The sequence below is a fragment of the Streptomyces olivaceus genome (assembly GCF_000721235.1).
Classification (GTDB): Bacteria; Actinomycetota; Actinomycetes; order Streptomycetales; family Streptomycetaceae; genus Streptomyces; species Streptomyces olivaceus.
Genome location: NZ_JOFH01000015.1, coordinates 184,000 through 210,880 on the forward strand (window position 1 = coordinate 184,000; position 26,881 = coordinate 210,880).

Here is a 26,881-nt window from a genome sequence, read left to right on the forward strand (position 1 = left end):
GGAAGTCAAACGGGCAGGAAGTTGATCGGGTGGCTGTCGGTCGCCCACAGGTACTGGACGGCGTACGCCCGCCAGGGCCGCCAGGCCGACGCGCGGGCCGTGAGCGCGGCCGGGGTGGAGGGCAGGCCCAGTTCGCCGGCGGCGCGGCGGATGCCGAGGTCGGTGGGGAGGAAGGCGTCGGGGTCGCCGAGGGCGCGCATGGCGATGACGTCGGCGGTCCAGGGGCCGAAGCCGGGGAGGGCGAGGAGCCGGGCGCGGGTCTCGGCCCAGTCGCACTCGACGCCCAGGTTGACCGAGCCGTCGGCCAGGTGGGCGACGAGGGTGGTGAAGGTGGTGCGGCGGGTGCGCGGCATCGCCAGGGTCTCCGGGTCCACCGCCGCCAGTGCCCCGGTGGACGGGAAGAGGTGGGTCAGGCCGCCCTCGGGGTCGTCCACCGGCTCGCCGTGCGCGGCGACCAGGCGGGCGGCGTGGGTGCGGGCGGCGGCGGTGGAGACCTGCTGGCCGAGTACGGCACGTACGGCGAACTCCGCCTCGTCCACCGTGCGCGGCACGCGCCGGCCGGGGGCCTTGTCGACGAGCGGCGCGAGCAGCGGGTCGGCGCGCAGCTGGTCGTCGACCGCCACCGGGTCGGCGTCCAGGTCGAGCAGCCGCCGGCAGCGGCTGATGGCGACGGTCAGGTCGCGCGGGTCGCCGAGGGTGAGGCGGCAGGCGATGTGGTCGGGGTTCGGGGTGAGGGCCACGATGCCGTGACCGTACGGGAGGCGCAGGGTGCGCCGGTACGCGCCCTCCCGCCACTCCTCCACGCCCGGGACGGCGGTGGCGGCGAGGTGGCCGAAGAGGTTGTCGGGGTTGAGCGGGGCGCGGAACGGGAGCCGGAGCAGGAGGGTGCCGGCGGCCGTGGTGCCGACGGCCGTGGTGCCGGCGGGTCGGGCCTTGGGGACGCGGGTGCGCAGCTCGCTCGGGGAGAGTGCGTAGACCTCGCGGACCGTGTCGTTGAAGGTGCGGATGGAGGCGAAACCGGCCGCGAAGGCGATGTCCGCCATCGGCAGCGGGGTGGTCTCGATCAGCAGCCGGGCGGTCTGGGCGCGCTGCGCGCGGGCGAGGGCGAGGGGCCCCGCGCCCAGTTCCGCGAGGAGCTGGCGTTCGACCTGCCGGGTGCTGTAGCCGAGGCGGGCGGCGAGGCCGGGGACGCCCTCGCGGTCCACGACGCCGTCGGCGATCAGGCGCATGGCGCGGGCGGTGAGGTCGGCGCGCACGTTCCACTCGGGCGAGCCGGGGCTGGTGTCCGGGCGGCAGCGTTTGCACGCCCGGAACCCGGCCTGCTGGCAGGCCGCCGCGCTCGGGTGGAAGGTCATGTTCCCGGGCTTGGGCGGTACCGCGGGGCAACTGGGGCGGCAGTAGATCCCGGTCGTCAGGACGGCCGTGAAGAACCAGCCGTCGAAGCGCGCGTCCTTCGACCGGACGGCGCGCACGCAGCGCTCGGTGTCGGTGTGCATTCCCGTCTGCATGTCTCCAGGATGGCGCGCGCGGCGGGCTCCGGCTGGCGGGAATGCGACGTGGATGTCGCGCTTGCTGGCCTCCTGCGGATCACTCCTGGCGCCAGGCCGACTCGCGCAGCAGCCGCAGACCGTTGAGGCCGACCAGTACGGTCGAGCCCTCGTGGCCCGCGACGCCGAGCGGCAGCGGCAGGTGGCCGATCAGGTCCCACAGGACGAGGACGGTGATGAAGGCACCGGCGACGACGAGGTTCTGCAGCACCAGCCGGCGTGCCCGCCGCGAGAGGCGTACGACGGCGGGCACGGCCGTCAGCTCGTCGCGCACGACGACCGCGTCGGCGGCCTCCAGGGCCAGGTCGGAACCGGCCCGGCCCATGGCGACACCGGCGTGCGCGGCGGCCAGCGCGGGGGCGTCGTTGACGCCGTCGCCGACGAAGAGCACCTTGCGGCCGGCCCGCTCGCCTTCCCGTACGGCCTCGACCTTGTCCTCGGGCAGCAGGTCGGCGCGGACGTCGGTGATGCCGGTCGCCTCGGCCACCCGGGCGGCGGCGGCCGGGTGGTCGCCGGTGAGGAGGGCGGGGGCGGTGCCGGTGAGGGCGGTGAGCGCGGCGGTGGCCGGGGCGGCGTCGGCACGGAGGCGGTCGGTGAGGGCGAGGGTGCCGAGGAGGACGCCGTCGCGGGTGACCCGGACGGTGGTCTCGGCGCCCTCGGGCGTGTCGGCCCGGCCGACGTGGACGCGGTGGCCGTCGACGAGCGCCGTGACTCCGCGGCCCGGGCTCGCGGTGAAGTCCCGGGCGGCGGCGATCGGCAGGTTCCGGCCGCGGGCGGCGCTCACGATCGCGCGGGCCAGCGGGTGCTCGCTGGGGTACTCGGCCGACGCGGCCAGGGCCAGGAGGCCGTCCGCGTCGAGGCGGGGCGCGGAGCCGGGAGCGGACACCGGGCGTACGGCGGTCACCTCGGGGGCGCCCTCGGTCAGGGTGCCGGTCTTGTCGAGGGCTGCGGTGTCGATCGCGCCGAGGCGCTCCATGGCGACCGCCGACTTCACCAGGACGCCGTGCCGGCCCGCGTTGGCGATGGCGGACAGCAGGGGCGGCATCGTCGCGAGGACGACCGCGCAGGGCGAGGCGACGATCATGAAGGTCATGGCGCGCAGCAGGGCGTCCGTGAGGTCGGCGCCGAGGGCGAGCGGGATGCCGAAGACCGCGAGGGTGGCGGCGACCACGCCGACCGCGTAGCGCTGCTCGATCTTCTCGATGAACAGCTGCGTCGGCGCCTTGGTGCGGGACGCCTCCTCGACGAGGGTGACGATGCGGGCGATGACCGAGTCGGCGGGGTCGCGGCCGACGCGGACGCGCAGGGCGCCGGTGCCGTTCACGGTCCCGGCGAAGACGTCGTCGCCGGGGCGCTTGAGGACGGGCACCGACTCGCCGGTGATGGTGGCCTGGTCGACCTCGCCGGTCCCGTCCAGGACCGTGCCGTCGGCGCCGATCCGCTCCCCCGGGCGGACCAGGACGGTGTCGCCGACGGCGAGTGCGGCGGTCGGGACGGTCTCCTCGCGGCCGTCGCGCACCCGGGTCGCGGTGGTGGGGGCGAGGTCGAGCAGGCCGCGTACGGAGTCGGCGGTGCGGGCGGTGGCCAGGGCCTCCAGGGCGCCGGAGGTGGCGAAGATGACGATCAGCAGGGCGCCGTCGAGGACCTGGCCGATGGAGGCGGCGCCGAGGGCGGCCACGATCATCAGCAGGTCGACGTCCAGGGTCTTCCCGCTCAGCGCCCGCAGCCCTTCGAGGGCGGGCTCCCAGCCGCCGGCGGCGTAGGCGAACGCGTACAGCGGGCCGTACGTCCAGGCGGGGGCGGAGCCGAGGTCGAGGGGCAGGGCCGCGAGGAAGGCCAGGAGGGACGCGAGCGCCCAGCGGGCCTCGGCCAGGGCGAGGACACGGGTGCGGCGCCCGGGCGCGGGGGCGGCGGGCACGGGCGCGGGCACGGTGGCGAGGGTCGTGGACACGCGCCGACCATACAGGAACACATGAAGACTCGTTCATTCGTTCATTCGGTTAGGGGTTCGGTTCGAGGGGTCGGACGTTCGTTCAGGAGCTGCTCGGGCCGGTGCGTAAGATGACCGCATGGGTCACGGAGCCGTCACCACCGCGCAGGACGCCGCCGAGCGGGTGCGACTGGACGCGGACAACGTCGCGAAGGTCGCCACGACCCTCCAGGCCCTGTCCACCCCGTCCAGGCTGCTGATCCTGGCCAGGCTGCGCGAAGGTCCGCTTCCCGCGACCGAGTTGGCGGCGGAGGTGGGCATGGAGCAGTCGGCCTGCTCGCACCAGCTGCGGCTGCTGCGCAACCTCGGCCTGGTGGTCGGCGAGCGCAAGGGGCGTTCGGTGGTCTACGCCCTGCACGACCACCACGTCGCCGAGCTGCTCGACCAGGCCGTGTTCCACGTCGAGCACCTGCGGCTGGGGATCAGCGACGCCGCCGGCTGACGGCGCCGCCCTTCCCCTCCTGTCCCCCGCTCGCTTCTTCTGCTCGCTGTCTTCTGTCTCCCGCCCGGTTACTCCGTGGCCGTCGGCCGCCGCGACGCGCGCGTCGCGTCGCGGACGTCGGTGATGGGGCGCAGCCGGTAGGTGTACGCGTAGTCCCGGTCGGCGAAGAGCTTGAACTCGTCGTGGGTGTGCGCGCCCCAGCTGTTGTCGCCGCCGACGCCCATCTGGCGGTGGTTCAGGCGCAGGACGACCTCGTCCCTCGGGGTGAGCTGGTAGTCGTGCCGCACACCGGCCGACAGGTCCTCCGGCGTGAAGAAGGAGGCATTGGCCTCGATCAGGGGTTCGCCGGAGGCGAGCAGGCCCGTGCCGTGGCGGTCGGTGAGGGCGATCCAGCGGACGTCCGTCTTGTTGCCGTTCTCCTGCGGGCGGATGTACGGGGTCCACTGCTCGGCGACGGTCCCGGAGTACAGGCCGACGTCCGTGCCGTCGTTGCGGTCCCAGTGGTTCTCCTCGGGGCCGCGGCCGTACCAGTGCACGCGGTCCAGGCCGCGCGGCAGGAACAGCATCGTGCCGACCTCGGGAAGGTACGGCAGGCTCGCGGCACCCGGGTGCAGGGTGTTGTCGACCTTGATCTCGCCGTTGCCGAACACCGTGTACGTGGTGGAGTACGCCGACTCGGCGGTGGTGGGCAGGGTGCCGGTGACCTTGATCTCGACGGCGCGGTCGCCGAGGGCGCGCACGGCGACGTCCGTGACCTCGCGGCGGGCTCCCGCGTCGCGCCAGGTCTGGTTGCGGGTGTGCTGGCCGTTGCCCTTGTCGTTGTCCGTGGGCGCCCGCCAGAAGTTGGGCACCGGCCCGGAGGTGAGCAGGCGGGTGCCCTTCGCCTCGTAGGAGGTGATGGTGCCGGTGCGCCGGTCGACGGTGACCGAGAATCCCTTGCCGGTGACCTTCACGTCCCCGTCGCGCTCCTCGTGACGCAGGGCGGGGACGCTGCGCAGGCGCGCGGGGGTCACGGCGGGGGCGGCGGACGCGACGGGCAGCTGGGCGCGGGCCACCTCGAAGCCCGCCTTCGCCCAGGGGGTGGACTCCCTGGTGGTGAAGGAGAGCTCCAGGAAGTACTCGGTGCCGGGGTCCGGGTCGTCGGGCAGCCGCACCGGGACGGTGATCGGCTTGCTGGAGCCCGGCGCGACGTCCAGTTGGTCCCGGGTGAGCTTCCCGCGCCGTACGGCCTTCCCGTCGGCGACGAGTTCCCAGTGGCCGTCGAACTCGCGGAGGTGGGTGAAGAGGTACTCGTTGACGAGGGTGACGTCGCCGGGGCCGCCGCCTGCGGCGCGGGTGGCGTTGACGGCCTGGTAGATGCGCTTGACCTGCGCGGCCTTGCCGGTGTGGCGGCGGTCGGCGGTGATGATGCCGTCCGCGACGAAGGCGCCGTCGTTGGGGTTGTCGCCCCAGTCGCCGCCGTAGGCGAGGAAGGTCTTGTCGTCCGGCCGCTTCTTCTCGCTCCGCACGCTCGCGGCGTCGAACCAGAACCGCACGCCGTCGTCGCCGGGGCCGCGGCCGTCCGAGGCCAGTTCGGCGGCGGTCAGGGCGCGGGCGTAGACGCGGGCGCGGCGGACGGTGCCGCTGAACTCGCGGACCTGGTTGTCGGCGTCGGTGGCGAGCGCGAGGGGCGCGGTGTTGCTGCTGGGGCGCCGGTCGGTGGTGCGGGTGGCGCGTTCCGTGCCGTCGACGTACAGGGTGAGGGTGCCGGCGTCCGCGTCGAAGACGCCCGCGAGATGGTGCTCGCGGCCGGTCCAGTCGTCCGGCACGCCCCAGGTCGCGGTGATCCACTGGCCCTCGGAGTGGATGAAGAACTCCAGCGTCCGGCCGTTCTGCTTGAGCGCGTACTGGGTGTCGCCCTTGGCGATGATCGGCTGGTGGTACCCCGTGACGTGCGGGGTGATCCAGGCCTCCAGGGTCAGGGAGCCGGTGAGGTCGAGGCTGTCGTCGCGCTCGAAGACCGTGATGCCGGACAGGCCCTTGTCCCGGTCGAGGGTGCCGCGGGTGGCGAGGATCTCGCCGCGCAGGCCGGCCGGTCCCTCCTCGGTGAGCAGGGTGCGGGCGGGCACGGGCGTGTGGAGGGACTGGTCGACGAAGTCCCAGATCCAGCCGCCCTGGAGCACGTCGTGGGCGCGCACGACGTCCCAGTACTTCTTGAGGTTGCCGGTCGAGTTCCCCATCGAGTGGGCGTACTCGATCATGACGTACGGCCGGGTGTCGGAGGTGTCCGCCGCCCGCTGCTCGACGCGCTGCGGGGTGTCGTACATGTTGGAGCGGATGTCGCTGATGCCGGGGCTGTCGTCGCCCTCGTACTGGATGACGCGGGTGGTGTCGTAGGAGCTGATCCAGTCGTGCATGGCGTTGAAGGTGCTGCCGCCGCCCGCCTCGTTGCCCAGCGACCAGATGACGACCGAGGCGTGGTTCTTGTCGCGGTGGACCATGTTCTGGGCGCGGGCCACGCAGGCGGTGGTCCAGTCGGGGTGGTCGCCGGGGTACTCGCCGTTGATGCCGTGGGTCTCCAGGTTGGTCTCGTCGACGAGGTAGAGGCCGTACTCGTCGGCCAGCTCCAGCCAGTACGGGTTGTTCGGGTAGTGCGAGGTGCGGACGCTGTTCATGTTCATCCGCTTGATGATCTTGATGTCGGCGACCATGTCCTCGCGGGTGAGGGCGGTGCCGCGGGCCGGGTGCATCTCGTGGCGGTTGGTGCCGCGCAGCGAGGCGGGCTCGCCGTTGATCCGCATCAGTCCGTCCTTGAGCGCGAACTCGCGGAAGCCGACCCGGTGGGAGAGGGTCTCCGTCACCTTCCCCGCGGGGTCCCGCAGGCGGAGCACGGCCGTGTAGAGGTTCGGGTGCTCGGCCGACCAGAGCCGGGGCTTCGGCACGGCCTTCGCGGCCCGTACGGTGACGTCCTCACCGGCGCCGGCCCCGCCGACGTCGACGGGCTGCTCCAGCGGCCGGGGCCAGACGGCGTGGCCGCGGGCGTCGTAGAGCTGGGTCTCGACGGTGTAGCGGCCGGTGCCGCCCTCGCCGTAGGCCCGCACGCTCGCGGTGACGGCCAGCTCCGCGTCGGTGTAGGTGTCGTCGAGCGGGGTGTCGAGGCGGAAGTCGCGCAGGTGCACGGCGGGGGTGGAGTAGAGGTGGACCGAGCGGAAGATGCCGCTCAGCCGGATCATGTCCTGGTCCTCCAGCCAGTCGCCGTCGGCGTAGCGGTAGACCTCGACGGCGATCTGGTTGGTGCCGGGCTTCAGGTGGTCGGTGATGTCGTACTCGGAGGGCGTGTAGGAGTCCTCGTCGTAGCCGGCCAGGGTGCCGTTGATCCACACGTAGTGGGCGGACTTGACGCCCTCGAAGTGCAGGAAGGTGCGGCGGCCGGTCCAGTCCCCGGGGACGGTGAACGTGCGCCGGTACTGGCCGACCGGGTTGTAGCGGGTCGGCGCGGCGGGCGGCTGCGGTTCCTCGCCGAGGCCGTTGGGGCCCCAGTAGGGGTAGGTGATGTTCAGGTAGATCGGGAAGTCGTGGCCGTGCAGCTGCCACACGGACGGGACGGGGATGGTGTCCCAGTCGCCGTCGTCGGTGTCGGTGCGGTGGAAGTCGGGGTCGCGGTCCTCGGGGCGGTCGGCGTAGGCGAACTTCCATTTGCCGTCGAGGCTGAGCCGGTACGGCGAGGCGGCGCGGTCGCCGGCGAGCGCCGCTCTCACGTCCGGGTACGGCGTGAGCGTGGTGTGCGGCGGCTCGGTGCCGACCCGGAAGACGTCGAAGTCGTTCCACTCGGGGGTCGCGGCCTCCGCCGCGGCCCGGCGTCCGGCCGCGGACGCCGGTACAGACGCGGACAGGGTGAGGGCGCCGAGGACGGCGGCACCGCCCTCCAGAAGACGGCGGCGGCTGACGACCGGGCGGGAGGGGAGAAGAGGGGATCCGGCGGGTGACACGGGCGAGTGCGGCATGACCGTGGCCTTCCGTGGGCTTCGGGGGCGGCTCAACGCACGGTGCTGGGACAGCAGTTGACGTTGGGGGAAATCACAACTGCCGGTGACGCGGCGACTACTGGGTCAGGGTCACCGTAGGACCCCAACACAACCGAATCAATTATCCCGTCGGGGTTTGTTCGTTCCTGGTGAACGGGTCCGCCCTGGCCGCACGTGCACCGGTCCGCCCCTGGTCGCGCGGCGGTCGCTCCCGAAGCCCGCGCCCGGCGGCGGTCAGGCGTCCTGCACGCCCGCCACCCCCGACTCGATCACGAACGACTTGTCGGTGCGCACCGGCGCGCCGGGCCGGGTGACGTAGTCGACCACCCGGTAGTCGGCGGTGTACCGGTCCCGGGAGACCGAGCAGCGCACGTAGCCGCGGCGCGCGTTGTAGTACTTGGTGTGCGGGTTCTCGTCCCAGTAGACCTGGCCGGGGTCGTTGGTGGCCGAGCCGTCGCCCCCGGAGGTGATCGAGGTGGTGACGAACTCGCTGCCCAGCACCCGGGTCTCCGGCCGCTCGAAGTCGCGGCGCAGGTCGTTGGTCCAGTTGTTGTGCACGTCGCCGGTGAGGACGACGAAGTTGTCGATGCGGCGCTCCTCGACGTAGCCGAGGACCCGGTCGCGGGAGGCGCGGTAGCCGTCCCAGCCGTCGTTGTAGCCGGCGTCGTCCGGGCCGGCGACGGCGTCCCAGTTGGCGAAGTAGATCTGCTGGGGGACCACGTTCCAGGCCGAGCGGGAGCGCGACAGGCTCCGCTCCAGCCAGGCGTGCTGCTCGGCGCCGAGGATGGTCGCCTTCGGGTCCCACTGGTCGGGACCGCCGACCTGCCACTGGTCGTCGTAGGGCTGGTCGGTGCGGTACTGGCGGCTGTCCAGCACGCTGAAGGTCGCGGTGGAGCCGTACTCCAGGCGCCGGTAGAGGGGCAGCGCGGTGTCGACCGGCTTGCGGAAGCGGCGCAGCGGCATGTGCTCCCAGTACGCCTGGTAGGCGGCGCGGCGGCGGGCGGCGAAGTGGGCGGTGGTGTCGTTGCCCTGGCCGGCGTCGCCGTTCTCCGGGGTGAGGCCGGCGTAGTTGTTGTCCGTCTCGTGGTCGTCCCAGGTGACGACGAAGGGCGCGGTGGCGTGCAGCAGCATGAGGTCGGGGTCGGTCTTGTACTGGGCGTGCCGCGCGCGGTACTCGGCGAGGGTGTTGATCTCGTCGCCGTGGTGGGTGCGCACCTTCCCGTTGACGCCGGCGGCGTACTCGTAGAGGTAGTCGCCGAGGTGGAAGACGACGTCGGGGCGCTCCTCGGCCATGTGCCGGTACGCCGTGAAGTGGCCCTGCTCCCAGTTGGCGCAGGAGGCGAAGGCGAAGTCGACGGTGGGCGAGGTGCCGGGGGCGGGGGCGGTGCGGGTGTGTCCGACCGGCGAGACCTCGTCGCCGGCCCGGAAGCGGTAGTAGTACTCGTGGTGGGGGCGCAGGCCGCGTACGTCGGCGTGGACGGTGTGCGCCTCGGCGGGCACGGCGTGCTCGACGCCGTGCCGGACGATCTTGCGGAAGCGCTCGTCGAGGGCGACCTCCCAGCGCACGGCGACGGAACGTTGCGGCATGCCGCCGTCGTCGTCCAGGGGCTTCGGTGCGAGGCGGGTCCACAGCACGACGCCGTCGGGAAGCGGGTCGCCGGAGGCGACTCCGAGCCGGAAGGGGTCGGCCGGGACGCGTGCCGGGGCGGCGGCCGCGAGAGGGGCGGCGCCCGGGGTGAGGAGCACGGCACCGGCGCCGGCGGCGCCCGCGATGCCGAGGAATCCCCTTCTCTTCAGGGTGTTCGGGGAGCTGATGCGCGGCGGGGTCATCGAACCTCCAGAGGACGGACGGCCGGACGACCACCAGGCAAACGCGGCGGGGTGAACCGCGGCTTCTGCCTTTGTGGCTCGCGCTTGACCGATACATGTCCTTACTGGGGTTTGACGGGGGCTGCGTTGAACGGGGCGGGGGGCGTCGGCCGGGTGGTGGCCGGCGTGGGTGCGGGGCGGGGGTGGGTCGCGCGGCCCGGCGCTTGCGGGGTGCCGCTGCGCCCACCCGTGCCGCCCCAGCGGCACGACTGCCCGCAGCTCGGGCGGCACGCCTGCCCGCAGCGGCGCGTCTCCGGACGGCTCTTCCGGTGTTGGTCAGCGGACCAGGGAGGGGCGTTTGGCGTCGAACTGCCAGTCGGGGATCAGGTAGCGCATGGCCGCGGCGTCGTCGCGGGCGCCCAGGGCCCTGGTCCGGTACAGCTCGTGGGCGGCGAGGAGGCGGTCCATGTCCAGCTGGACGCCGAGTCCGGGGGCGTCCGGCACGGCGATCTCGCCGTCGACGATGCGCGGCGGCGCGACGGTGAGCCGCTCAAGGCCTTCCTGCCAGATCCAGTGGGTGTCCAGGGCGTTGTAGACACCGGGCGCAGCCGCTCCGCAGTGCGTGACCATCGCCAGCGAGATGTCGAAGTGGTTGTTGGAGTGGCAGCCCCAGGTCAGGCCCATCGCGTTGCACAGCTGCGCCACGCGCACCGAGCCCTGCATGGTCCAGAAGTGCGGGTCGGCCAGCGGGATCGAGACCGACTGCAGGGCGAGCGCGTGGGTGAGCTGGCGCCAGTCGGTGGCGATCATGTTGGTGGCGGTGGGCAGGCCGGTGGCGCGGCGGAACTCGGCGAGCACCTCGCGTCCGGAGTATCCGCCCTCGGCGCCGCAGGGGTCCTCGGCGTAGGCGAGGGTGCCGACCAGGGGTCCGCACAGCTCGACGGCCTCGCGCAGCGACCAGGCACCGTTGGGGTCGAGGGTGACGCGGGCCTCGGGGAAGCGGTCCTTGAGCGCGCGGATCGCCCGGACCTCCTCGGCGCCGTCGAGGACACCGCCCTTCAGCTTGAAGTCGCGGAAGCCGTACAGGTCGTAGGTGGCCTCGGCCTGGCGGACGACGGCCTCGGGGGTCAGCGCCTCCTCGTGCCGGACGCGGTACCAGGCGGTGTCCGCGTCGGGTTCGCGGACGTACTCCAGGTCCGTGCGGCCGGGGTCGCCGACGTAGAAGAGGTAGCCGAGGACGCGCACCGAGTCGCGCTGCTGCCCGTCGCCGAGGAGGGCGGCGACCGGCACGTCCAGGTGCTGGCCGAGGAGGTCCAGGAGCGCCGACTCGACGGCGGTGACGGCGTGCACCGTGGTCCTGAGGTCGAAGGTCTGCGCGCCGCGACCGCCGGAGTCCCGGTCGGCGAAGCGGTCGCCGATCGCCCGCAGGACGCGCTTGTAGTCGCCGACCTTCGCGCCGACCACCAGGGACTCGGCGTCGCGCAGGGTCCGGGTGATCTTCTCGCCGCCCGGCACCTCGCCGAGACCGGTGCGTCCCTCCGAGTCCGTCAGGACGACGACGTTGCGGGTGAAGTAGGGGCCGTGGGCGCCGGAGAGGTTCAGTTCCATGCAGTCGCGGCCCGCGACGGGGTAGACGGCGAACCCGGTGACGGTCGGCTGGCTCGTGGTCATGTTCCTTCGGACTCCTTGTGTGCGGCGGGGTTCGGGGGTGCGGCGGGGGTCACAGGCCGATGCCGTCGACGATCTGCTCCATGATGAGGACACCGCCCAGGCCGAGGACCGAGAGCACCGTCGTGTAGCTCGTGCGCACCTTGATCGCCTGGGTGACCGAGAGGTTGAAGTACTCCTTGAAGAGCCAGAAGCCGGGGTCGTTGACGTGCGAGAAGGCGATGGACCCGCAGGAGACGGCGAGCACCATGATCTCGGGGCTGACCCCGCCGCCGGCGACCAGGGGCAGCACCACGCCGGAGGCCGTGACGACAGCGACCGTCGCCGAGCCGAGGGCGATGCGGAGGATGACCGCGATGAGCCAGGCGAGGATGATCGGCGAGACGGACCAGCCGCCGGTGACGTCCTTGATGTAGTCGGAGATGCCGCCCTCGACGAGGACGTTCTTGAAGGCACCGCCCGCGCCGATCACCAGGAGGATCATCGCCATCGCCTGGGCGGCCGAGGTGCAGGAGGCGCTGACGTCCGCGAGGCTCCGGCCGATCCGCGGCCCGAAGGCCCAGACCGCCAGGCAGAGGGTGAGCAGCAGGGCGACCGGCGCGGAGCCGAGGAACGCGATGGTGTGCAGCAGCGGGGTCTCGTCGGAGTCGGCCATGTCGACCACGGCGGCACCGGCGATCAGGACGACGGGGAAGAGCGCGACGAGCAGCGACCAGCCGAGGCCGGGCATCTCCTCGTCGGTGAACTCGCGCTCGCTGACCAGGCCCTTGGGTACGGAGGGCGACATGGCCCGGACGAACGGCAGCCGCGGCCAGAGCAGCGCGATGAACGCGCCGATCGGGACGGCGATGAACAGGCCGTAGAACAGGGTCAGTCCGACGGAGGCGTGGAAGGTCGCGGCGACGGCGGTGGGGCCGGGGTGCGGCGGCAGGAAGCTGTGCATCGTGGACAGGGCGATCGACATCGGCAGCCCGACCCAGAGCAGGTTCGCCCTGGTGACGCGGACCAGGGTGAAGGCGATGGGCACGATGATGATGAAGGCGACCTCGTAGAACATGGTCACGCCGATGAGCATCGAGGTGGCCACCATGGCGACCTGCACCCCGCGCTGCCCGAAGGCGTCGAGCATCTTGCCGGCGATGCGCTGGGCGGCACCGGAGTCCCCCATGATCCGGCCCACCATGGCGCCGAGCCCGATGACGAGCATGGTGTCGCCGATCTGGCCGCCGATGCCCTCCGAGAGGACGTCGGGTATCTCCGCGACGGGGATGCCCTGCACCACGGCGACGCCCACGGCCACGAGGAGCAGCGCCGCGAAGCCGTTGAGCTTCAGCCGGGTCATCAGCAACAGCAGGATCAGCACGCTGATTCCGACTACGACAAGTGGCATGTCAGCTCCCCTTTGAACTGTGGGACGGGCGGCCGGGCCTTCGGACGGGGCACGTGCCGGGCGGCTCGGGATCGGGCGGCTCGGGCGTGCGGAACGGCTGGAGGGCCCGGCGTGGAGACGGGGGGTGGCGGGAGTGTGGCGGGCGACGCCGTCAGCGTCTGTGCCGCGTCCCGGTGGCGGTCGTGGCCTGGGCTCGGCCGCCGTCGGTCGCGGCGGCGGCCGGCTCGTCCTGCCGGGCTGGAGCGGGCATGGTCGATCTCCTGGGCCTGGGGGAAGCGGCAGCGGCGCCGCGTGTGGGCCGAGCCACGGATGCGGTGGCTGAGATGACCGTAGGGACCGTTGCGATGCACGTCTATGTCGAATTTTGTTGCTTGCAATACCTTTCTTGAATGACCGTGGCGTGATCCCGCATGACGGCGGTGTGGCGGACGGGTGTCGGGCGGATGTCGACGGGTGTCGGGGCGGATGTCAGAGATGCCGCAGGAGCGCGTCCAGCGCGGGGTTGTCGTTGGCGCTTCGCCACACCAGGTTGAGTTCGACGGGCTTCGGGTCCGGCAGGACGACCTCGCGGAAGACGATGCCGCCGTAGCGCATCAGGGACGCGCTCTCGGGCACCAGGGCGATGCCCCAGCCGCCGCTGACCAGCGCCAGGATGCTGTGCACCTGCGCGAGGTACTGGGTGAACGTCGGGCGGACGTCGACGGCGCGGAAGATGCCGACCAGCAGCTCGTGGAAGTAGCGGGCCTCGATCGGCGAGTACATCAGGAAGTCCTCGCCCGCCAGCTCCCCCAGCGGCATTGGGCCCCGTCCCCCGGCCGCCCGGTGTCCGGCGGGCAGCGCGGCCAGCAGGCCCTCCCGCACCGCGGGGCGCGAGACCAGGTCGGCCCCGGTGCTCATGGGCCGTACCAGACCGAGGTCGAGGGAGCCCTCCCCGAGAGCCTTGAGCTGGTCCCGGGTGACGAGTTCCTGGAGCTGGATCTCCACGCCCGGCAGGGCCGCCTGCGCGGTGTGGAGGAGGTCGCCGAGGGCCGAGTAGGAACTGGCGGCCGTGAAGCCGACGGCGATCGCGCCGACCTCACCGGTGGAGACCCGGCGCACGGCGAGCGCGGCGTGCTCGGACTGGCGCAGGATGCGGCGCGCCTCCACCAGGAACGCCCGGCCCGCCGGGGTCAGCCGCACCGTGCGGTTGGTCCGGTCGAGCAGCTGCACGCGCAGCTCGTTCTCCAGCAGCTGGATCTGCCGGCTCAGCGGTGGCTGCGTCATGCTCAGCCGCTCCGCGGCACGGGTGAAGTGCAGCTCTTCCGCGACGGCCACGAAGCTCGTCAGCTGGGCCAGGGTGAACACTGATGCGCTCCAGGTATGAGTAGATCCAAAAACTATGTTGGACGTGAATCATTCGCGACCGTAGCGTCTTGCGGTGACCGCCTCCCCTCCAGGGGCACACGGCGTACGGACGCGACGCACGAAGTGGTGAGCACGACGAACACGACACCCCCCACCGCACCCTCTCCCGCATCCCCCACCGCACCCGCGACCGCGCAGGCCGCGGGCTCGCACACCGCGGGCTCGCAGACCGCGGGCGCGGCCACCCTCGACCGGATCTCCTGGCTCCGCCTCTCCTCGGTGACGCTGCCGCTGGCGACGCCGATCAGCGACGCGAAGGTCTTCACCGGCCGCCAGAAGCCGATGACCGAGGTCGCCTTCCTCTTCGTCGAGATCGCGACCGAGCAGGGACACGAGGGCATCGGCTTCGGCTACTCCAAGCGGGCCGGCGGGCCGGGCCAGTTCGCCCACGCCAGGGAGATCGCCGAGAACCTGCTGGGCGAGGACCCCAGCGACATCGGCAGGCTGTGGACCAAACTCGTATGGGCCGGTGCCTCGGTGGGCCGCAGCGGCCTCGCCACCCAGGCCGTCGCCGCCTTCGACGTCGCCCTGTGGGACCTGAAGGCCAAGCGGGCCGGCCTGCCCCTGGCCAAGCTCCTCGGCGCGCACCGCGACTCGGTGCGCTGCTACAACACCTCCGGCGGCTTCCTGCACACGCCCACCGAACAGGTCCTGGAGAACGCGACCGCCTCCCTCGAAAGCGGCATCGGCGGCATCAAGCTCAAGGTCGGCCACCCCGACGGGACGTACGACCTGGCCCGCCTGACCGCCGTGCGCGAGCACGTCGGCGACGGCGTACCGCTCATGGTCGACGCCAACCAGCAGTGGGACCGCCCCACCGCGCAGCGCATGGGCCGCGCCATGGAACCCTTCGGACTCACCTGGATCGAGGAACCCCTCGACGCCTACGACGCCCAGGGCCACGCCGCGCTCGCCGCCTCCCTGGACACCCCCGTCGCCACCGGCGAGATGCTCGCCAGCGTCGCCGAGCACATGGAGCTGATCCGCCACGGCGCCGCCGACGTCATCCAGCCCGACGCGCCCCGCATCGGCGGCATCACCCAGTTCCTCAAGCTCGCCGCCCTCGCCGAGCACCACCACCTCCAGCTCGCGCCGCACTTCGCCATGGAGATCCACCTGCACCTGGCCGCGGCCTACCCGATCGAGCCGTGGGTGGAGCACTTCGACTGGCTGGAACCCCTGTTCAACGAGCGCCTGGAGATCCGCGACGGACGCATGCACGTCTCCGACCGGCCCGGTCTCGGCTTCACCCTCAGCGACCAGGCCCGTGCCTGGACAGTCGCCACGCACGAGGCCGGCGCCCGTCCCTGACCCGGCCGGCCCCGCCGACCCCGCAGGAACCACTCACCCCGGAACCCGGCGCGGGCGGCGCCGACACGGACAGCCGCGCCGCCCGCGCCGCCCCTCCCCCGACTCAGGAGCAGTCCCATGACGTCCTTCTCCCCGGCAGAACTCGGCCGCCGCATCGGCTCCGGGCTGCTGTCCTTCCCCGTCACCCACTTCCGCGACGACCTCTCCTTCGACGAGGACGCCTACCGCGAGAACATCGTCCGCCTCGGCACGTACGACGTCGGCGGCCTCTTCGCGGCCGGCGGCACCGGCGAGTTCTTCTCCCTCACTCCGGCCGAGGTCGAGCGGGTCGTCACCGCGGCGGTCCGGAGCGCCCCCGAGGGCACCCCGATCCTCGCCCCGGCGGGCTACGGCACCGCCACCGCGGTCGAGTTCGCCGCCGCCGCCGAACGCGCGGGCGCCGACGGCATCCTGCTCTTCCCGCCGTACCTCACCGAAGCCTCGCCGGAGGGTCTCGCGCGGCACGTCGAGGCGGTGTGCCGGGCCACGTCCCTGGGCGTGGTCGTCTACAGCCGCGCCAACGCGGTCTACTCCGCCGACGTCGTCGCCCGCCTCGCGGACAGCTGCCCGAACCTGATCGGCTACAAGGACGGCGTCGGCGACATCGACACCATCACCCGCGTCCACGCCCGGCTCGGCGACCGCCTCGCCTACATCGGGGGCCTGCCCACCGCCGAGACCTACGCGCTGCCCTACCTCCAGCTGGGCGTGTCCACGTACTCCTCGGCCATCTTCAACTTCCTGCCGGAGTTCGCCCTGGACTTCTACGCCGCCGTACGCGAACTGCGCCAGAGCGACGTGACCAGGATGCTGTCGGACTTCGTGCTGCCGTATACGGAGATCCGCAACCGGCAGGCGGGCTACGCGGTGAGCATCGTCAAGGCCGGCATGACCGCCACCGGCCACCCGGCGGGCCCGGTCCGGCCGCCGCTGACGGACCTGACCCCGCAGGAGTACGAGGAGCTCTCGGCCCTGGTGGCCGGGGTGCACGCCGGCTCGCGGTGACGGGATGACGGGATGACACGGACCGGGTACCGTCCGCCGGTGCGGCGGCCGGTCCGGTCAGTCCAGGGCGCCGGCGTCGTGGACCACCCGGCCGCCGATCACCGTCGCCCCGACGGACAGTGCGCCGATCCGGCCCGGGTCGACGGCCAGCAGGTCGTCCGAGAGGACGGCGAAGTCGGCCAGCATGCCGCGGGCGAGCCGTCCCTTGCGGTCCTCGGCGTGCTCGGCGTAGGCGGAGCCCACCGTGTACGCGTACAGCGCCTGTTCGGCGGTGACCGCCTCGGCCGGCGCCAGGGGGGCACCGCCGGCGGTGCGGCGGTTGACCATGTCGTGGATGCCGAGCAGGGGGCTGCCGTGCGCGACCGGCGCGTCGCTGCTGCCGGGCAGGACGGCTCCCGCGTCCAGGAGGCTGCGCATGCGGTAGCAGCGGGTGGCGCGCTCGGGGCCCAGCGCGGTGATCATGCCGTCCCCGATCTCGGAGACGAAACGCCCCTGCGGTACCGGGACGACACCGCCGGCGACCAGGCGGCGGACCTGTTCGTCGGAGGCGACGGCGAAGTGCTCGATGCGGTGGCGCGCGTCCGGGCGCGGATGCGCGGCCTGGGCGGCCTCGAAGGCGTCCAGGACGACGTCGATGGCCGCGTCGCCGATCGCGTGGGCGGCGACCTGCCAGCCGCACCGGTGCGCCTCGTTGATCATGTGGTGCAGGCGGTCCTCGTCGAACAGCAGGAAGCCGGAGTTGTCGGGCTCGTCGTGGTAGCCGCAGCACATGTGCGCGGAGCGGCCGATCAGGGAGCCGTCCGTGGCGATCTTGGTGGCGCCGATCTTCAGGCGGTCGTCGCCGAACCCGCTCCGCAGCCCCGTGTCGAGTCCGAACCAGGTGTCGCCGCCGCCCGCGGGCCCCGCGTCGTGCAGGACGGTCATGTACGGCATGACCGTGGTCCGGATACTCAGCACGCCTTCCTCCACGGCGCGGTGGAAGGCGTGCAGGTCGGCCGGGCCGTGCCCGACGTGGTCGGCCGCGGCGATGCCCGGTTCGGTGACGCTGGTGATGCCCTCCGTCACCCCCTTGTCGTTGCCGGCCGCGATGGCGGCCACGATCGAGTCCACGGGAGTGGGGCGGAACGCCCGGGTGACCAGGTGCTGGGCCGTCTCCTGGAGCAGGCCGGCCGCCCGGCCGCCGGCGTCGCGCTCCACGTGCCCGCCGTCGACGTCGGGGACGCCGGTGCGGTCGGTGAAGCCCGCACGGGCGAAGGCCGCCGTGTTGGCCACGCCCATGTGGCAGGAGACGTGCTCCAGCCATACCGGGCGCCCCTGCGCCGCCTCGTCCAGGGCCGCGGCCGTCGGGTGGGCGCCGATCTTGTTCTGGTCGTAGCCCGCGCCGAAGAGCCATTCGTCGGGGCCCAGCCGGGCGGCCCGTTCGCGGACCGCCGCGTAGAGGGCGTCGAGAGTGGGGACCGTCCCGGTGTGCAGGTCGAGCTGGAGGAGCCGGCGGCCGCGCATGCTCAGGTGCTGGTGGGCGTCGTTGAAGCCGGGGACCGCAGGGGCGCCGCGCAGGTCGTGGACGCGGTCGGCGGTGCATCCGGCGACCTCGTCGTCGAGCCCGACGACGCGCCCCGCGAAGACTCCGACGGTGTGGGCGGTGGGGCGGCTCGCGTCGAGCGTGGTGAAGCGGCCGTTGGTGAACAGCGCGTCCAGGTGCATGAGGGTCCTAGGGAAGAGGGGGGTGGTACGACGACGGCGGGTCGCGGGGGCGCGGGGTCCCGGTCAGGCGACGGTGGGCAGGCCTTCGGCCTCCCGAGCACCGGTCCCCCGGTCGTCGCCGCGGGCGGCGCGGTAGCGGGCCAGGGCCAGCACGCAGACCGTGGTCAGCAGCAGGAGCGCGATGTAGTAGCCGACCACCGGCCAGTGGCTCCCGCCCCGAGTCAGCAGCCACTGGGCGACGAAGGGGGTGGAGCCGCCGATGAGGGTGCTGCACAGCTGGTAGGCCAGCGACACTCCCGTGTAGCGGACGCGGACGGGGAAGGCCTGGGACAGGAAGCCGGCGAGCAGCGCGTAGTAGCTGCACCCGGTCAGCACGCCCAGGGCGAGTCCCACCCCGATCAGGACGCTGTCGCGGGTGGCGATCAGCAGGAACATCGGCACCGCGACGAGAATGTTGGCGATCAGGGCGCCCGCCATCAGCCGGACGGCGCCCACGCGCTGGGCGAGCAGCGCCGCGAGGGGCTGCCACAGGAACTGCATGACGGCGAGGACGAGCAGGATGTCGAGCATGGTCTGCCGGTCCACGCCCAGGTCGCTGGTGGCCCAGGACAGGACGAAGGTGTTGGTGAAGTAGGCGGAGGAGATGCCCATGGCGCTGGCGCCGACACCGAGCAGGACCAGGGGCCACGAGGTGCGCAGCAGTTCGACCACGGGGATCTTCGGGGCGGCTTCCTCCTGCTGCTTCGCGGCCCGGAAGTCGGTGGACTCGGTCACCTTCAGCCGGATGACCAGGCCGATGACCACCAGGAGGGCGGAGAGCAGGAAGGGCACGCGCCAGCCCCACGACATGAAGGCGTCGTCGGGCAGGTGGCCCACCGCGATGAACACGAGGGTGGCCAGGATGGACCCGGCCGGTGACCCCTGCTGCACCCACATGCCCGCGACGCCGCGGCGCTTCTGCTCGGTGTTCTCGGTGGCCATCAGGACGGCGCCGCCCCATTCGCCGCCGACCGCGATGCCCTGGACGGCCCGCAGCAGCACCAGCAGGACCGGCGCGGCGACGCCGATGCTCGCGTGGGTGGGCAGCAGACCGATGAGGGTGGTGGCGGTGCCCATCAGCACCAGGGTGGTCACGAGTACGTTCTTGCGTCCGACCCGGTCACCTATGTGACCGAAGATGAGGCCGCCCAGGGGGCGGGCGAGGAAGCCGACCCAGAAGGTGGCGAAGGCCGCGAGGGTGCCGGCGGCGGCGTCGGCGCCCGGGAAGAAGAGCTTGCCGAAGACCAGGGCGGTGGCGGTGCCGTAGATGTAGAAGTCGTACCACTCGACGGCGGTGCCGATGAACGAGGCCGTGGTGGCGCGTCTGGCGTTGCGGCCGGCGGAGGTGGTGCTCTGGGGCATGGGAACTCCGGGGATGAGCGGCGGTACCGGTGGATTCGGCCTGTGTGCGCGGCGCGAGGAGGGGGCCTGGGTCCTGTCGCCCTGGAGGCCCTGCGCCGACCGCGGCACTGCGGGTGCCCGTTCGAACGGCGTTGTCCGGTCCGCCACAGTCTCGTGGCCGACCGGCCATACGGTCCAGTACCTTCTGAGCTGCACAGCCATACGTTCGAGGCATGGCGCGGGCGTGACGGAGGACCCGTGACGCGAGGCGTGAGGAGGAGCGATGGAACTACGGGTGCTGCGGTACTTCCTGGCCGTGGTCGACACCGGCTCGATGACGGCCGCCGCCGCGCGGGTGCACGTCGCCCAGCCCTCCGTCTCCCGCCAGTTGCGCTCCCTGGAGCGGGAACTGGGCGCGGAGCTGCTCAGGCGGACCCCGGCGGGGGTGGAACTCACGGCGGCCGGACGCCGTTTCGTGCCCGTCGCCCGCGACCTCACCCTGCGCGCGGCCCGTGGCACGGAACTGCTCCGGGCCGTCTCGGGGCAGAGCCCGCTGCGGTTGCGGGTGGCCTGCCCCGCCTCGACCATCACCCACGTCATGGCGCCGTTCGTCGCGGAACTCGGCGGCCCCTTCTCCGACGCCCGCGGGTGCGAGCCCGACCAGGTCTACGACCGGTTGACCGCGGGTGAGGTGGACATCGGCATCTCCACCGGTCCGCCGCCCGGCGGGATGGCCGCGCGGCGTCTGGGCGGCGGTCGCCGGATCAGCGTCCAGATGCCCGGCGGCCACGCCCTGGCCGAGGAGGGCGGCGACCTGGAGCTGGCGGGTCTGCTCGGCCACCCCGTCATCGTCAGCGGCCGGGCCAGTGCGGTGCGCCGGACCCTCGACACCGCCCTGTACGAGCAGGGCACCCCGCTGCGGCCCGCCTTCGAACCGCAGTCGGAGGCGATGGCGCAGGCTCTGGCGGCCGCGGGCCACGGCGTCTGTGTCGTCGTCGACCATCCGCAGTTCGACCTGTGCGCCCGCACGCTGGCCGTCCTGGGGCGTCCGCTGGCCATCTCCCTGTACGCGGGGTGGGACCCCGACCACTACGCGCACGCCGAGATCGAGGCCGCGCTGCGCGAACTGTCCCACTGGCTGACGGCCAACGACGGCGGCCGGAAGCCGGGGAGCCGGGCGGAGCCTCCGGACGCCGGGTGACCCACGCGGGGTGCGCGCGTTCGCCGCCGCGATGGGTGCGTGGCGCGCCGCGGTGGGCGTGTTCCGCGGCGCGGTGGGCGTACTGCGCGCCGCCGTGAGGGCGTCCCGCGCCGCGGTGAGTGGCCTCCGCCGGCACCGGCGCGCTCCTCGCGGGCCGTGGCCGGTCCGGGGCGGCGGCTCAGGTTCCGGTGAGGGCACGGACCGTGCGGGCGGGGCTGGGGCGGCCGAGGCGGGTGGCGAGCCACGCGCTGGTCTCGGCGAGCCTGCCGAGGTCCACGCCGGTGTGGATGCCGAGCCCCTCCAGCTGCCACAGCAGGTCCTCGGTGGCCAGGTTGCCGGTGGCGGACTTCGCGTAGGGGCAGCCGCCCAGGCCGCCGGCGGAGGCGTCGACGGTCGTGACACCGTGCCGCAGGGCGACGAGGGTGTTGGCGAGGGCCTGCCCGTAGGTGTCGTGGAAGTGCACGGCGATCCGGTCGGCGGTCACGCCGGCGGCGGTGAGCGCGTCGAGCAGGGCCGCGACGCGGCCGGGGGTGGCGACGCCGATGGTGTCCCCGAGGCTCAGCTCGGTGCAGCCCAGCCGGAGCATGCGGGTGGCCACCGAGACGACCTGGGCGAGGGGCACCGCGCCCTCCCAGGGGTCGCCCCAGCACATGGACAGGTAGCCCCGGACGCGCATCCCGGCACCGCGCGCACGGGCGACGACCGGGGCGAACATCTCCAGGGACTCGGCGACGGTGCGGTTGAGGTTGGCCTTGGCGAAGCTCTCCGTGGCCGAGCCGAAGACCGCGATGTCCTCCACTCCCAGGTCCAGGGCCCGGTCCAGACCGCGCCGGTTGGGGACCAGCACCGGATAGCGCACGCCCGGCCTGCGCTCGACGCGGCGCAACAGGTCCTCGGCGTCGGCGAGCTGGGGCACCCAGCGCGGGTGGACGAGGCCGGTGGTCTCGACGACGCGGTGGCCCGCGTCGACGAGGCGCTCCACGAACTCGGCCTTGATGTCGGTCGGTACGGGCTCCGACTCGTTCTGCAGCCCGTCGCGCGGGCCGACCTCGCAGACGGTGACGCGCGCGGGAAGCCCCGGCAGCGGGTCTATGCCGTAGCGGTTCATCCGGCGGCCTCCGGTACGTGGGCGGTCTCGATGCGGCCGGTGCGGTGCGCGGCGGCCGTGGTGGGGTTGGAGGTGGCGGCCGTGCAGCAGACGACGGTGGCGGGGCGGGTGGGCAGCACTCCGACGGCGAAGCACGGCTGCGAGGTGCGTACGCGCGCGTCGACTTCGCCGCCCCGGGCGACGCGCGACGCCCCGCCCGCCGTGGGGTCGGAGACCCAGACCCGCTCGTCGCCCGCGTACGCGATGCCGTCCGGGAGGATGCGGTCGCCCGAGGGGCCGGCCGACGACAGGTCCGCCCACATCCGCCGTCCGGTCAGTTCGCCGTCCTCCATGACCGTGAAGGCGGTGAGGCAGCCGCCGACCGTCTCCGCCACGACGAGCGTCCCGTCCGGCAGGAGGGTCGTGCCGTTGGGGAAGCGCAGGCCCCGGGCGACGGTGGTGACCGTGCCGTCCGGATCGACCCGGGTCAGCCGGGCGGTCGGCGGATCGGCGTCGGGTCCGAAGAGCGGGTCGGCCTCGGGGTCGCCGCGCAGCAGCCCGTAGAAGTCGAACCCGAAGTCCCCGACCCAGGCCCGCCCCTCGGCGTCGACGTACATGTCGTTGGCGGCGCCCGCGGTCGCGGCGGCGAGGTCGGCGTGGGTGACCAGGGTGCCGTCGGCCTCGCGGCGCAGCAGCCTGCGGTCCCGCATGGACACCACGAGCAGCCGTCCGTCGGGCAGCCAGCCGAGGCCGGAGGGCTGGCCCGGCACCTCGGCCCAGGGCTCGGCCCGCCAGGTCCGCGGGTCGATCCGCAGCACCGCGTGGTCGTAGAAGTCCGAGACGTAGAGCGCGCCGTCGGGTCCGACGCTCGGTGACTCGGCGAAGTGCAGTCCGTCGAGCACGGTGCGGGCGGTGGCCGTGGGGGCGGCCGCCCGGCCGGATGGGGTGGTCATGTGCGGCTCCGTGGGCGTTGTCGGGCTCGGGACGAGGGACGCGGCGGCTGCCGCCCGGCGCGGCTCGGCGCGGCTCGGCGCGGCTCGGCCGACGGCGCGGTGCAGCGGACGGCGCGGTGCAGCCGCCGGAGCGGTTCAGCCGCCGGAGCGCAGTTCGGCGAGGATTCGCTCGGCGTGGTCGGCGCGTACCTGCTTGTCGGCGACGAGCCGGGCGACGACGACGGGGGCCTCCTCGGCCGTCGCGCCCGCGGTGAGCGCCACGTTGCGCGCGTGCAGGGACATGTGCCCGCGCTGGATGCCCTCGGTGGCCAGGGCCCGCACCGCGCCGAAGTTCTGGGCCAGTCCGACGGCGACGACGGTCTCCGCGAGGTCGGCCGCGGTGGTGGTGCCGAGCAGGGCGATCGCGGCCTGCGCCACGGGGTGCAGCCGGGTCGCGCCGCCCACCAGGCCGACGGGCATGGGCAGTTCGAGCGTTCCGACGATGTTCCCGTCGGCGTCCTTCTCGAACCGGGAGAGCGAGGTGTAGCGCCCGTCCGGGGAGACGGCGTGGGAGTGCGCGCCGGACTCGACCGCGCGGGTGTCGTTGCCGGTGGCGAGCACGACGGCGGAAATGCCGTTCATGATCCCCTTGTTGTGGGTGGCCGCCCGGTACGGGTCGGCCTCGGCGAGCGCTGCGGCGTGCACGATGTCGTCGGCCACGGCCTGCCCGCCGAGCGCCTCGGCGTCGAAGACCGCCCGGGCCCGGGCGAGGCGGAGGTCGGCCTTGTTGGTCAGGATGCGCAGCAGCGTACGGCCGCCCGCGATCTCCCCGGCCCGGTCGGCGACCGCCTCGGCCATGGTGTTGACCGCGTTGGCCCCCATCGCGTCGCGGACGTCGACCCGCAGGTGGGCGACCACGTAGGTACCGGCGCGCGAGGGCACCACCCGGACCGAGAGGTCGCGGACCCCGCCGCCGAACTCGACCAGCTTGGGGTCCTGCGCGTCGGCCAGTCGCATCAGCTCCTCGCGGGCCTCCAGCAGCCTGACCCGGCCGGCCTCGGGGTCCCGGACCCCGACGATCTGCACCTGGGCCTGCATGACGGGGTCGGTGGAGGAGGTGAAGAATCCGCCGTGCCTACGTGCCACCTTCGCGGAGTTGGAGGCGGCGGCGACCACCGAGGCCTCCTCCGTGGCCATCGGCACGAGCACCTCCCGGCCGTTGACGACGAAGTTGGTCGCCACCCCGACGGGCAGCGCCATGACGCCGACCACGTTCTCGATCATGTGGTCGGCCAGGTCGAGACCGAGACCGTGCTGCGGTGCGAAGGCGGCGAGGCGCTCCGGGTCGACGGCGGCGGACTCCGCGACCGTCCTGCGGCGGTCTTCGACGGACAGGTCCCTCAGACCCTGGACACGGCTGGTGCGCGGCATACGGCCCTCCACTGCGTTGTGGCCACCGAAACCCTCGGTGCACTGGCCGACGCTAGTGCGGACTCCGGACGCGAGGTACGGACCGACGGCACACACAAGTGCGATACCCTCTGTACGATCGGCCCAGCGCCCCCCGGGTCGGGGCAGCGGTCCGACACCGCCGGAGACCGAAAGGCGGCGCCCGTATGAGTTCCTCGGCATCTTCTGCGTCCTCTGCACCTTCTGCGTCCCCTGCACCTTCTACTTCTCCCGCACCTTCTACTTCTCCTGCGTCCCCTGCGGACGGGCCGGGTGTCCCGGTCGGCACGGTCGTCGCCCTGCTGGAGGCGGCCGGTGCGGAGCGGGCGGTCGACGACGCCGAGATCAGGGACCTGCTCACGGGCTCGGGCCTGCCGCCGGACGCGGTGGCCCGCGTCGGTGACGGCGTACGGCACCTGCGGGCGGGCTCGGAGCGGTGGCGGCGGCGCGGGCGGGAGCTGTCCGCGCTCTCGTCGAGCGTCCGCGAGCTGGCGCAGCTCCGGGACGTCGACGTGCTCCTGGAGCGCCTGGTCGAACGCGCCCACGACCTCGTCGGGACGGACATCACGTACTTGTCCGAGTTCGACGTACGCACGCACGAGCTGCGGGTGCGCACGACCCTGGGGACGACGGCACCGACCTTTCCCGGGCTGCGCGTCCCGCCGGGCATGGGGCTGGCCGGGCGGGTGGCGGAGACCCGCCTCCCCTCCTGGACGTCGAGCTACTTCACCATGTCCCAGGCCCCACACGACCCGCAGATCGACGCCACGGTGGCGGCCGAGGGCATCTCCTCGCTGCTCGGCGTGCCGCTCCTGGCCGGCGACGAGGTCATCGGCGTCCTGTTCGCCGGGAACCGGATCGAGCACGCCTTCTCGCCGGAGGAGATCTCCCTCCTCTCGGCCTTCGCCGACCACGCCGCCGTCGTGCTGCAGACCGCCCGGCTGCTGGCCCGCGCGCAGGACGCCGCGGACGAGACCCGGCAGGCGTACGACCAGCTCGCCCGGCACGTCGAGGCGATGGAGCGGGCCAGCGGCGTCCACTCCGACCTGACCGCGCTGGTCCTGCGGGGCGGCGACGCCACCGCGGTGGCCGAGGCGCTGGGCAAGGCGCTGCGCTGCCGGGTGACCATCCTCGACGCCGGTCTCACCGTGTCCACGACGGCGTCGGGTCCCGGCGGCGCCGGCTCGCCCCCGGCCACCGGCACCGACCCGGCGGCCCGGGACCTCGGCAGCAACCCGGCCGCACGGGACCACGGCACCACACCGGCACGGGACCACGGCACCGCCGACCCCGGGCAGCGGGCGGACGCCGTCCGCCGTGCCGTGGACGAGAGCCGCCGCAGCGGGCGCTGCGTGCCGCTGGCCGAGGGCGGCCGGGAGGTCGTCGTGGCCGTGGTCGCCGGCCGGACGCTGCTCGGCGCGCTGGTACTGGAGCAGGGCGCCGTCGAATTCGGCCCGGTCGAGCACCGCACCGCCGAGCGCGCGGCGCAGATCACGGCGCTGCTCAGCCTGAAGCAGGACGCGCTGGCGGAGGCCGAGCAGACGGTGCGCCGGGACCTCCTCGCGGATCTGCTCGCCGACGACCCGCAGCGCCGGGCGGGGGTGGCCCAGCGGGCGCAGGCACGCGGCATCCGGACCGACCGACTCGCCTCCCTCGTCGTGGTCTCCCTGCCGGCCGAGCTGCGCCACTCCGCGGCCCGTGCGGCGGGGCGCGCGGCCGGCCCCTGCGGCCTCATCGGGGAGCACGCCGACTGGGTGGTCTCGCTGACCACCGAGACGGACCCGGCCGCGGCGGCCGGCCTCGTGCACACCGCGGTACGCCGGGCGCTCGGGCATCCGGTCCTCGCGGTGGGAGCGGAGCTGGGCGAGGTCCCGGACGGTGTGCGGGGGCAGGTCGAGGCGGCCGGCGCGTGCGCGCGCGTCCTGCCGGCGCTCGGTGTCACCGACACCGCGGCGACCACCGACGAGTACCTGCCGTACACCGCGCTCTTCGGCCCCGGTGAGGCGCGGGTCGACGCCTTCGTGCGGCGGGTGCTGGGCCCCGTCCTGGACTGGGACGCCGAGCGCGGCGGGCACCTCCTCGCGACCCTCGCCGCCTACCTCGACAACCGGCTCAGCCCGGTGGCCACGGGCCGGGCGCTGCACCTGCACAAGAACACCGTGCTCCAGCGGCTCGACCGGATCGGCGAGCTGCTCGGCGAGCAGTGGCAGGCACCGGAGCGGCTCTTCCGCATCACCGTGGCGGTCCGCATCGCACACCTGACGGCCGCCCGGCCCGGCCCCGCGTAGCCGGTCCGGACCGGCACGTTCCCCTCCCCCGGGCCGGATGGCCGACATGCGCGCCTGTTCGATGTGCCGTCCGCCCATGTGCGACCGCCAAATATGGACCGGTCGCCCATGGTCCGGGGTGATCCGGCCCACGTAGCGTCCAGGCACGGCGCTGAGACCGAGAGGTGCACCGGAGGGAGGCCGCGCCTCGTGGGCGACTTCTCGCCACCTCGGCCCGGACGAGCAGCCCCG

At 73.4% G+C, this 26,881-nt stretch carries 17 protein-coding genes; 5 read left to right on the plus strand and 12 right to left on the minus strand.

All coding sequences use genetic code 11. From position 1 onward, the window contains the following. Positions 1-5 precede the first annotated feature (5 nt). A complete protein-coding gene (locus IG94_RS0118555; RefSeq protein ID WP_275949141.1) occupies positions 6-1,508 on the minus strand; it encodes an AlkA N-terminal domain-containing protein in 1,503 nt (500 codons plus the stop codon). A 79-nt stretch (positions 1,509-1,587) separates the two neighbouring features. Further along, a complete protein-coding gene (locus IG94_RS0118560; RefSeq protein WP_031037651.1) occupies positions 1,588-3,498 on the minus strand; it encodes a heavy metal translocating P-type ATPase in 1,911 nt (636 codons plus the stop codon). Between the two features lie 118 nt (positions 3,499-3,616). Between IG94_RS0118560 and IG94_RS0118565 the strand changes: the two genes are divergently transcribed. Continuing rightward, positions 3,617-3,979: an ArsR/SmtB family transcription factor gene (locus IG94_RS0118565; RefSeq protein ID WP_031037655.1), complete on the plus strand. Its 363-nt coding sequence runs from the start codon at positions 3,617-3,619 to the stop codon at positions 3,977-3,979. Between the two features lie 68 nt (positions 3,980-4,047). Here IG94_RS0118565 and IG94_RS0118570 read toward each other — a convergent pair whose 3' ends face one another. The 5 genes from IG94_RS0118570 to IG94_RS0118590 form a co-directional block, all read right to left on the minus strand. Next, positions 4,048-7,962: a glycoside hydrolase family 2 TIM barrel-domain containing protein gene (locus tag IG94_RS0118570; RefSeq protein WP_031037657.1), complete on the minus strand. Its 3,915-nt coding sequence runs from the start codon at positions 7,960-7,962 to the stop codon at positions 4,048-4,050. Positions 7,963-8,217: 255 nt separating this feature from the next. Next, positions 8,218-9,813 (minus strand): alkaline phosphatase D family protein, encoded by a 1,596-nt coding sequence (locus IG94_RS0118575; protein WP_031037660.1) that lies wholly within the window; start codon positions 9,811-9,813, stop codon positions 8,218-8,220. A gap of 315 nt (positions 9,814-10,128) precedes the next feature. Further along, positions 10,129-11,463 (minus strand): enolase C-terminal domain-like protein, encoded by a 1,335-nt coding sequence (locus IG94_RS0118580; protein WP_031037663.1) that lies wholly within the window; start codon positions 11,461-11,463, stop codon positions 10,129-10,131. A gap of 49 nt (positions 11,464-11,512) precedes the next feature. Next, on the minus strand, positions 11,513-12,850 hold the full coding sequence (locus IG94_RS0118585) for a gluconate:H+ symporter (RefSeq protein ID WP_031037667.1): 1,338 nt from the start codon (positions 12,848-12,850) through the stop codon (positions 11,513-11,515). A gap of 468 nt (positions 12,851-13,318) precedes the next feature. Beyond that, on the minus strand, positions 13,319-14,194 hold the full coding sequence (locus IG94_RS0118590) for a LysR substrate-binding domain-containing protein (protein ID WP_031037671.1): 876 nt from the start codon (positions 14,192-14,194) through the stop codon (positions 13,319-13,321). A gap of 123 nt (positions 14,195-14,317) precedes the next feature. Between IG94_RS0118590 and IG94_RS0118595 the strand changes: the two genes are divergently transcribed. Next, positions 14,318-15,565 carry an L-talarate/galactarate dehydratase gene (locus IG94_RS0118595; RefSeq protein WP_372459439.1) on the plus strand — a complete coding sequence of 416 codons (1,248 nt, stop codon included), beginning with the start codon at positions 14,318-14,320 and terminating at the stop codon, positions 15,563-15,565. 117 nt (positions 15,566-15,682) lie between these two features. Further along, positions 15,683-16,609, plus strand: coding sequence for a 5-dehydro-4-deoxyglucarate dehydratase (gene kdgD, locus IG94_RS0118600; protein WP_031037677.1), 927 nt, complete (start codon positions 15,683-15,685; stop codon positions 16,607-16,609). 57 nt (positions 16,610-16,666) lie between these two features. On the opposite strand, the gene IG94_RS0118605 is transcribed toward kdgD, so the two are convergent. Together IG94_RS0118605 and IG94_RS0118610 are read right to left on the minus strand one after the other, a co-directional pair. Further along, a complete protein-coding gene (locus IG94_RS0118605) occupies positions 16,667-18,313 on the minus strand; it encodes an amidohydrolase (protein WP_031037680.1) in 1,647 nt (548 codons plus the stop codon). 63 nt (positions 18,314-18,376) lie between these two features. Beyond that, a complete protein-coding gene (locus tag IG94_RS0118610; RefSeq protein WP_031037681.1) occupies positions 18,377-19,714 on the minus strand; it encodes an MFS transporter in 1,338 nt (445 codons plus the stop codon). Between the two features lie 262 nt (positions 19,715-19,976). On the opposite strand from IG94_RS0118610, the gene IG94_RS0118615 reads away from it, so the two are divergent. Further along, positions 19,977-20,894 (plus strand): LysR family transcriptional regulator, encoded by a 918-nt coding sequence (locus IG94_RS0118615; protein WP_052410738.1) that lies wholly within the window; start codon positions 19,977-19,979, stop codon positions 20,892-20,894. Positions 20,895-21,072: 178 nt separating this feature from the next. Here IG94_RS0118615 and IG94_RS0118620 read toward each other — a convergent pair whose 3' ends face one another. The 3 genes from IG94_RS0118620 to IG94_RS0118630 form a co-directional block, all read right to left on the minus strand. Further along, positions 21,073-22,002, minus strand: a complete 930-nt coding sequence (locus IG94_RS0118620; RefSeq protein ID WP_031037687.1) for a hydroxymethylglutaryl-CoA lyase — start codon at positions 22,000-22,002, stop codon at positions 21,073-21,075. After that, positions 21,999-22,934: an SMP-30/gluconolactonase/LRE family protein gene (locus tag IG94_RS0118625; protein ID WP_052410739.1), complete on the minus strand. Its 936-nt coding sequence runs from the start codon at positions 22,932-22,934 to the stop codon at positions 21,999-22,001. The genes IG94_RS0118620 and IG94_RS0118625 overlap by 4 nt, the downstream gene beginning before the upstream one ends. A 135-nt stretch (positions 22,935-23,069) precedes the next feature. Next, positions 23,070-24,344, minus strand: a complete 1,275-nt coding sequence (locus tag IG94_RS0118630) for a hydroxymethylglutaryl-CoA reductase, degradative (RefSeq protein WP_031037692.1) — start codon at positions 24,342-24,344, stop codon at positions 23,070-23,072. A 185-nt stretch (positions 24,345-24,529) separates the two neighbouring features. Here IG94_RS0118630 and IG94_RS43160 point away from each other — a divergent pair, with 185 nt between their 5' ends. Continuing rightward, entirely contained in the window at positions 24,530-26,650 is a 2,121-nt protein-coding gene (locus IG94_RS43160; RefSeq protein WP_078892339.1) for a helix-turn-helix domain-containing protein, read from the plus strand. The last annotated feature ends 231 nt before the right edge of the window (positions 26,651-26,881 follow it).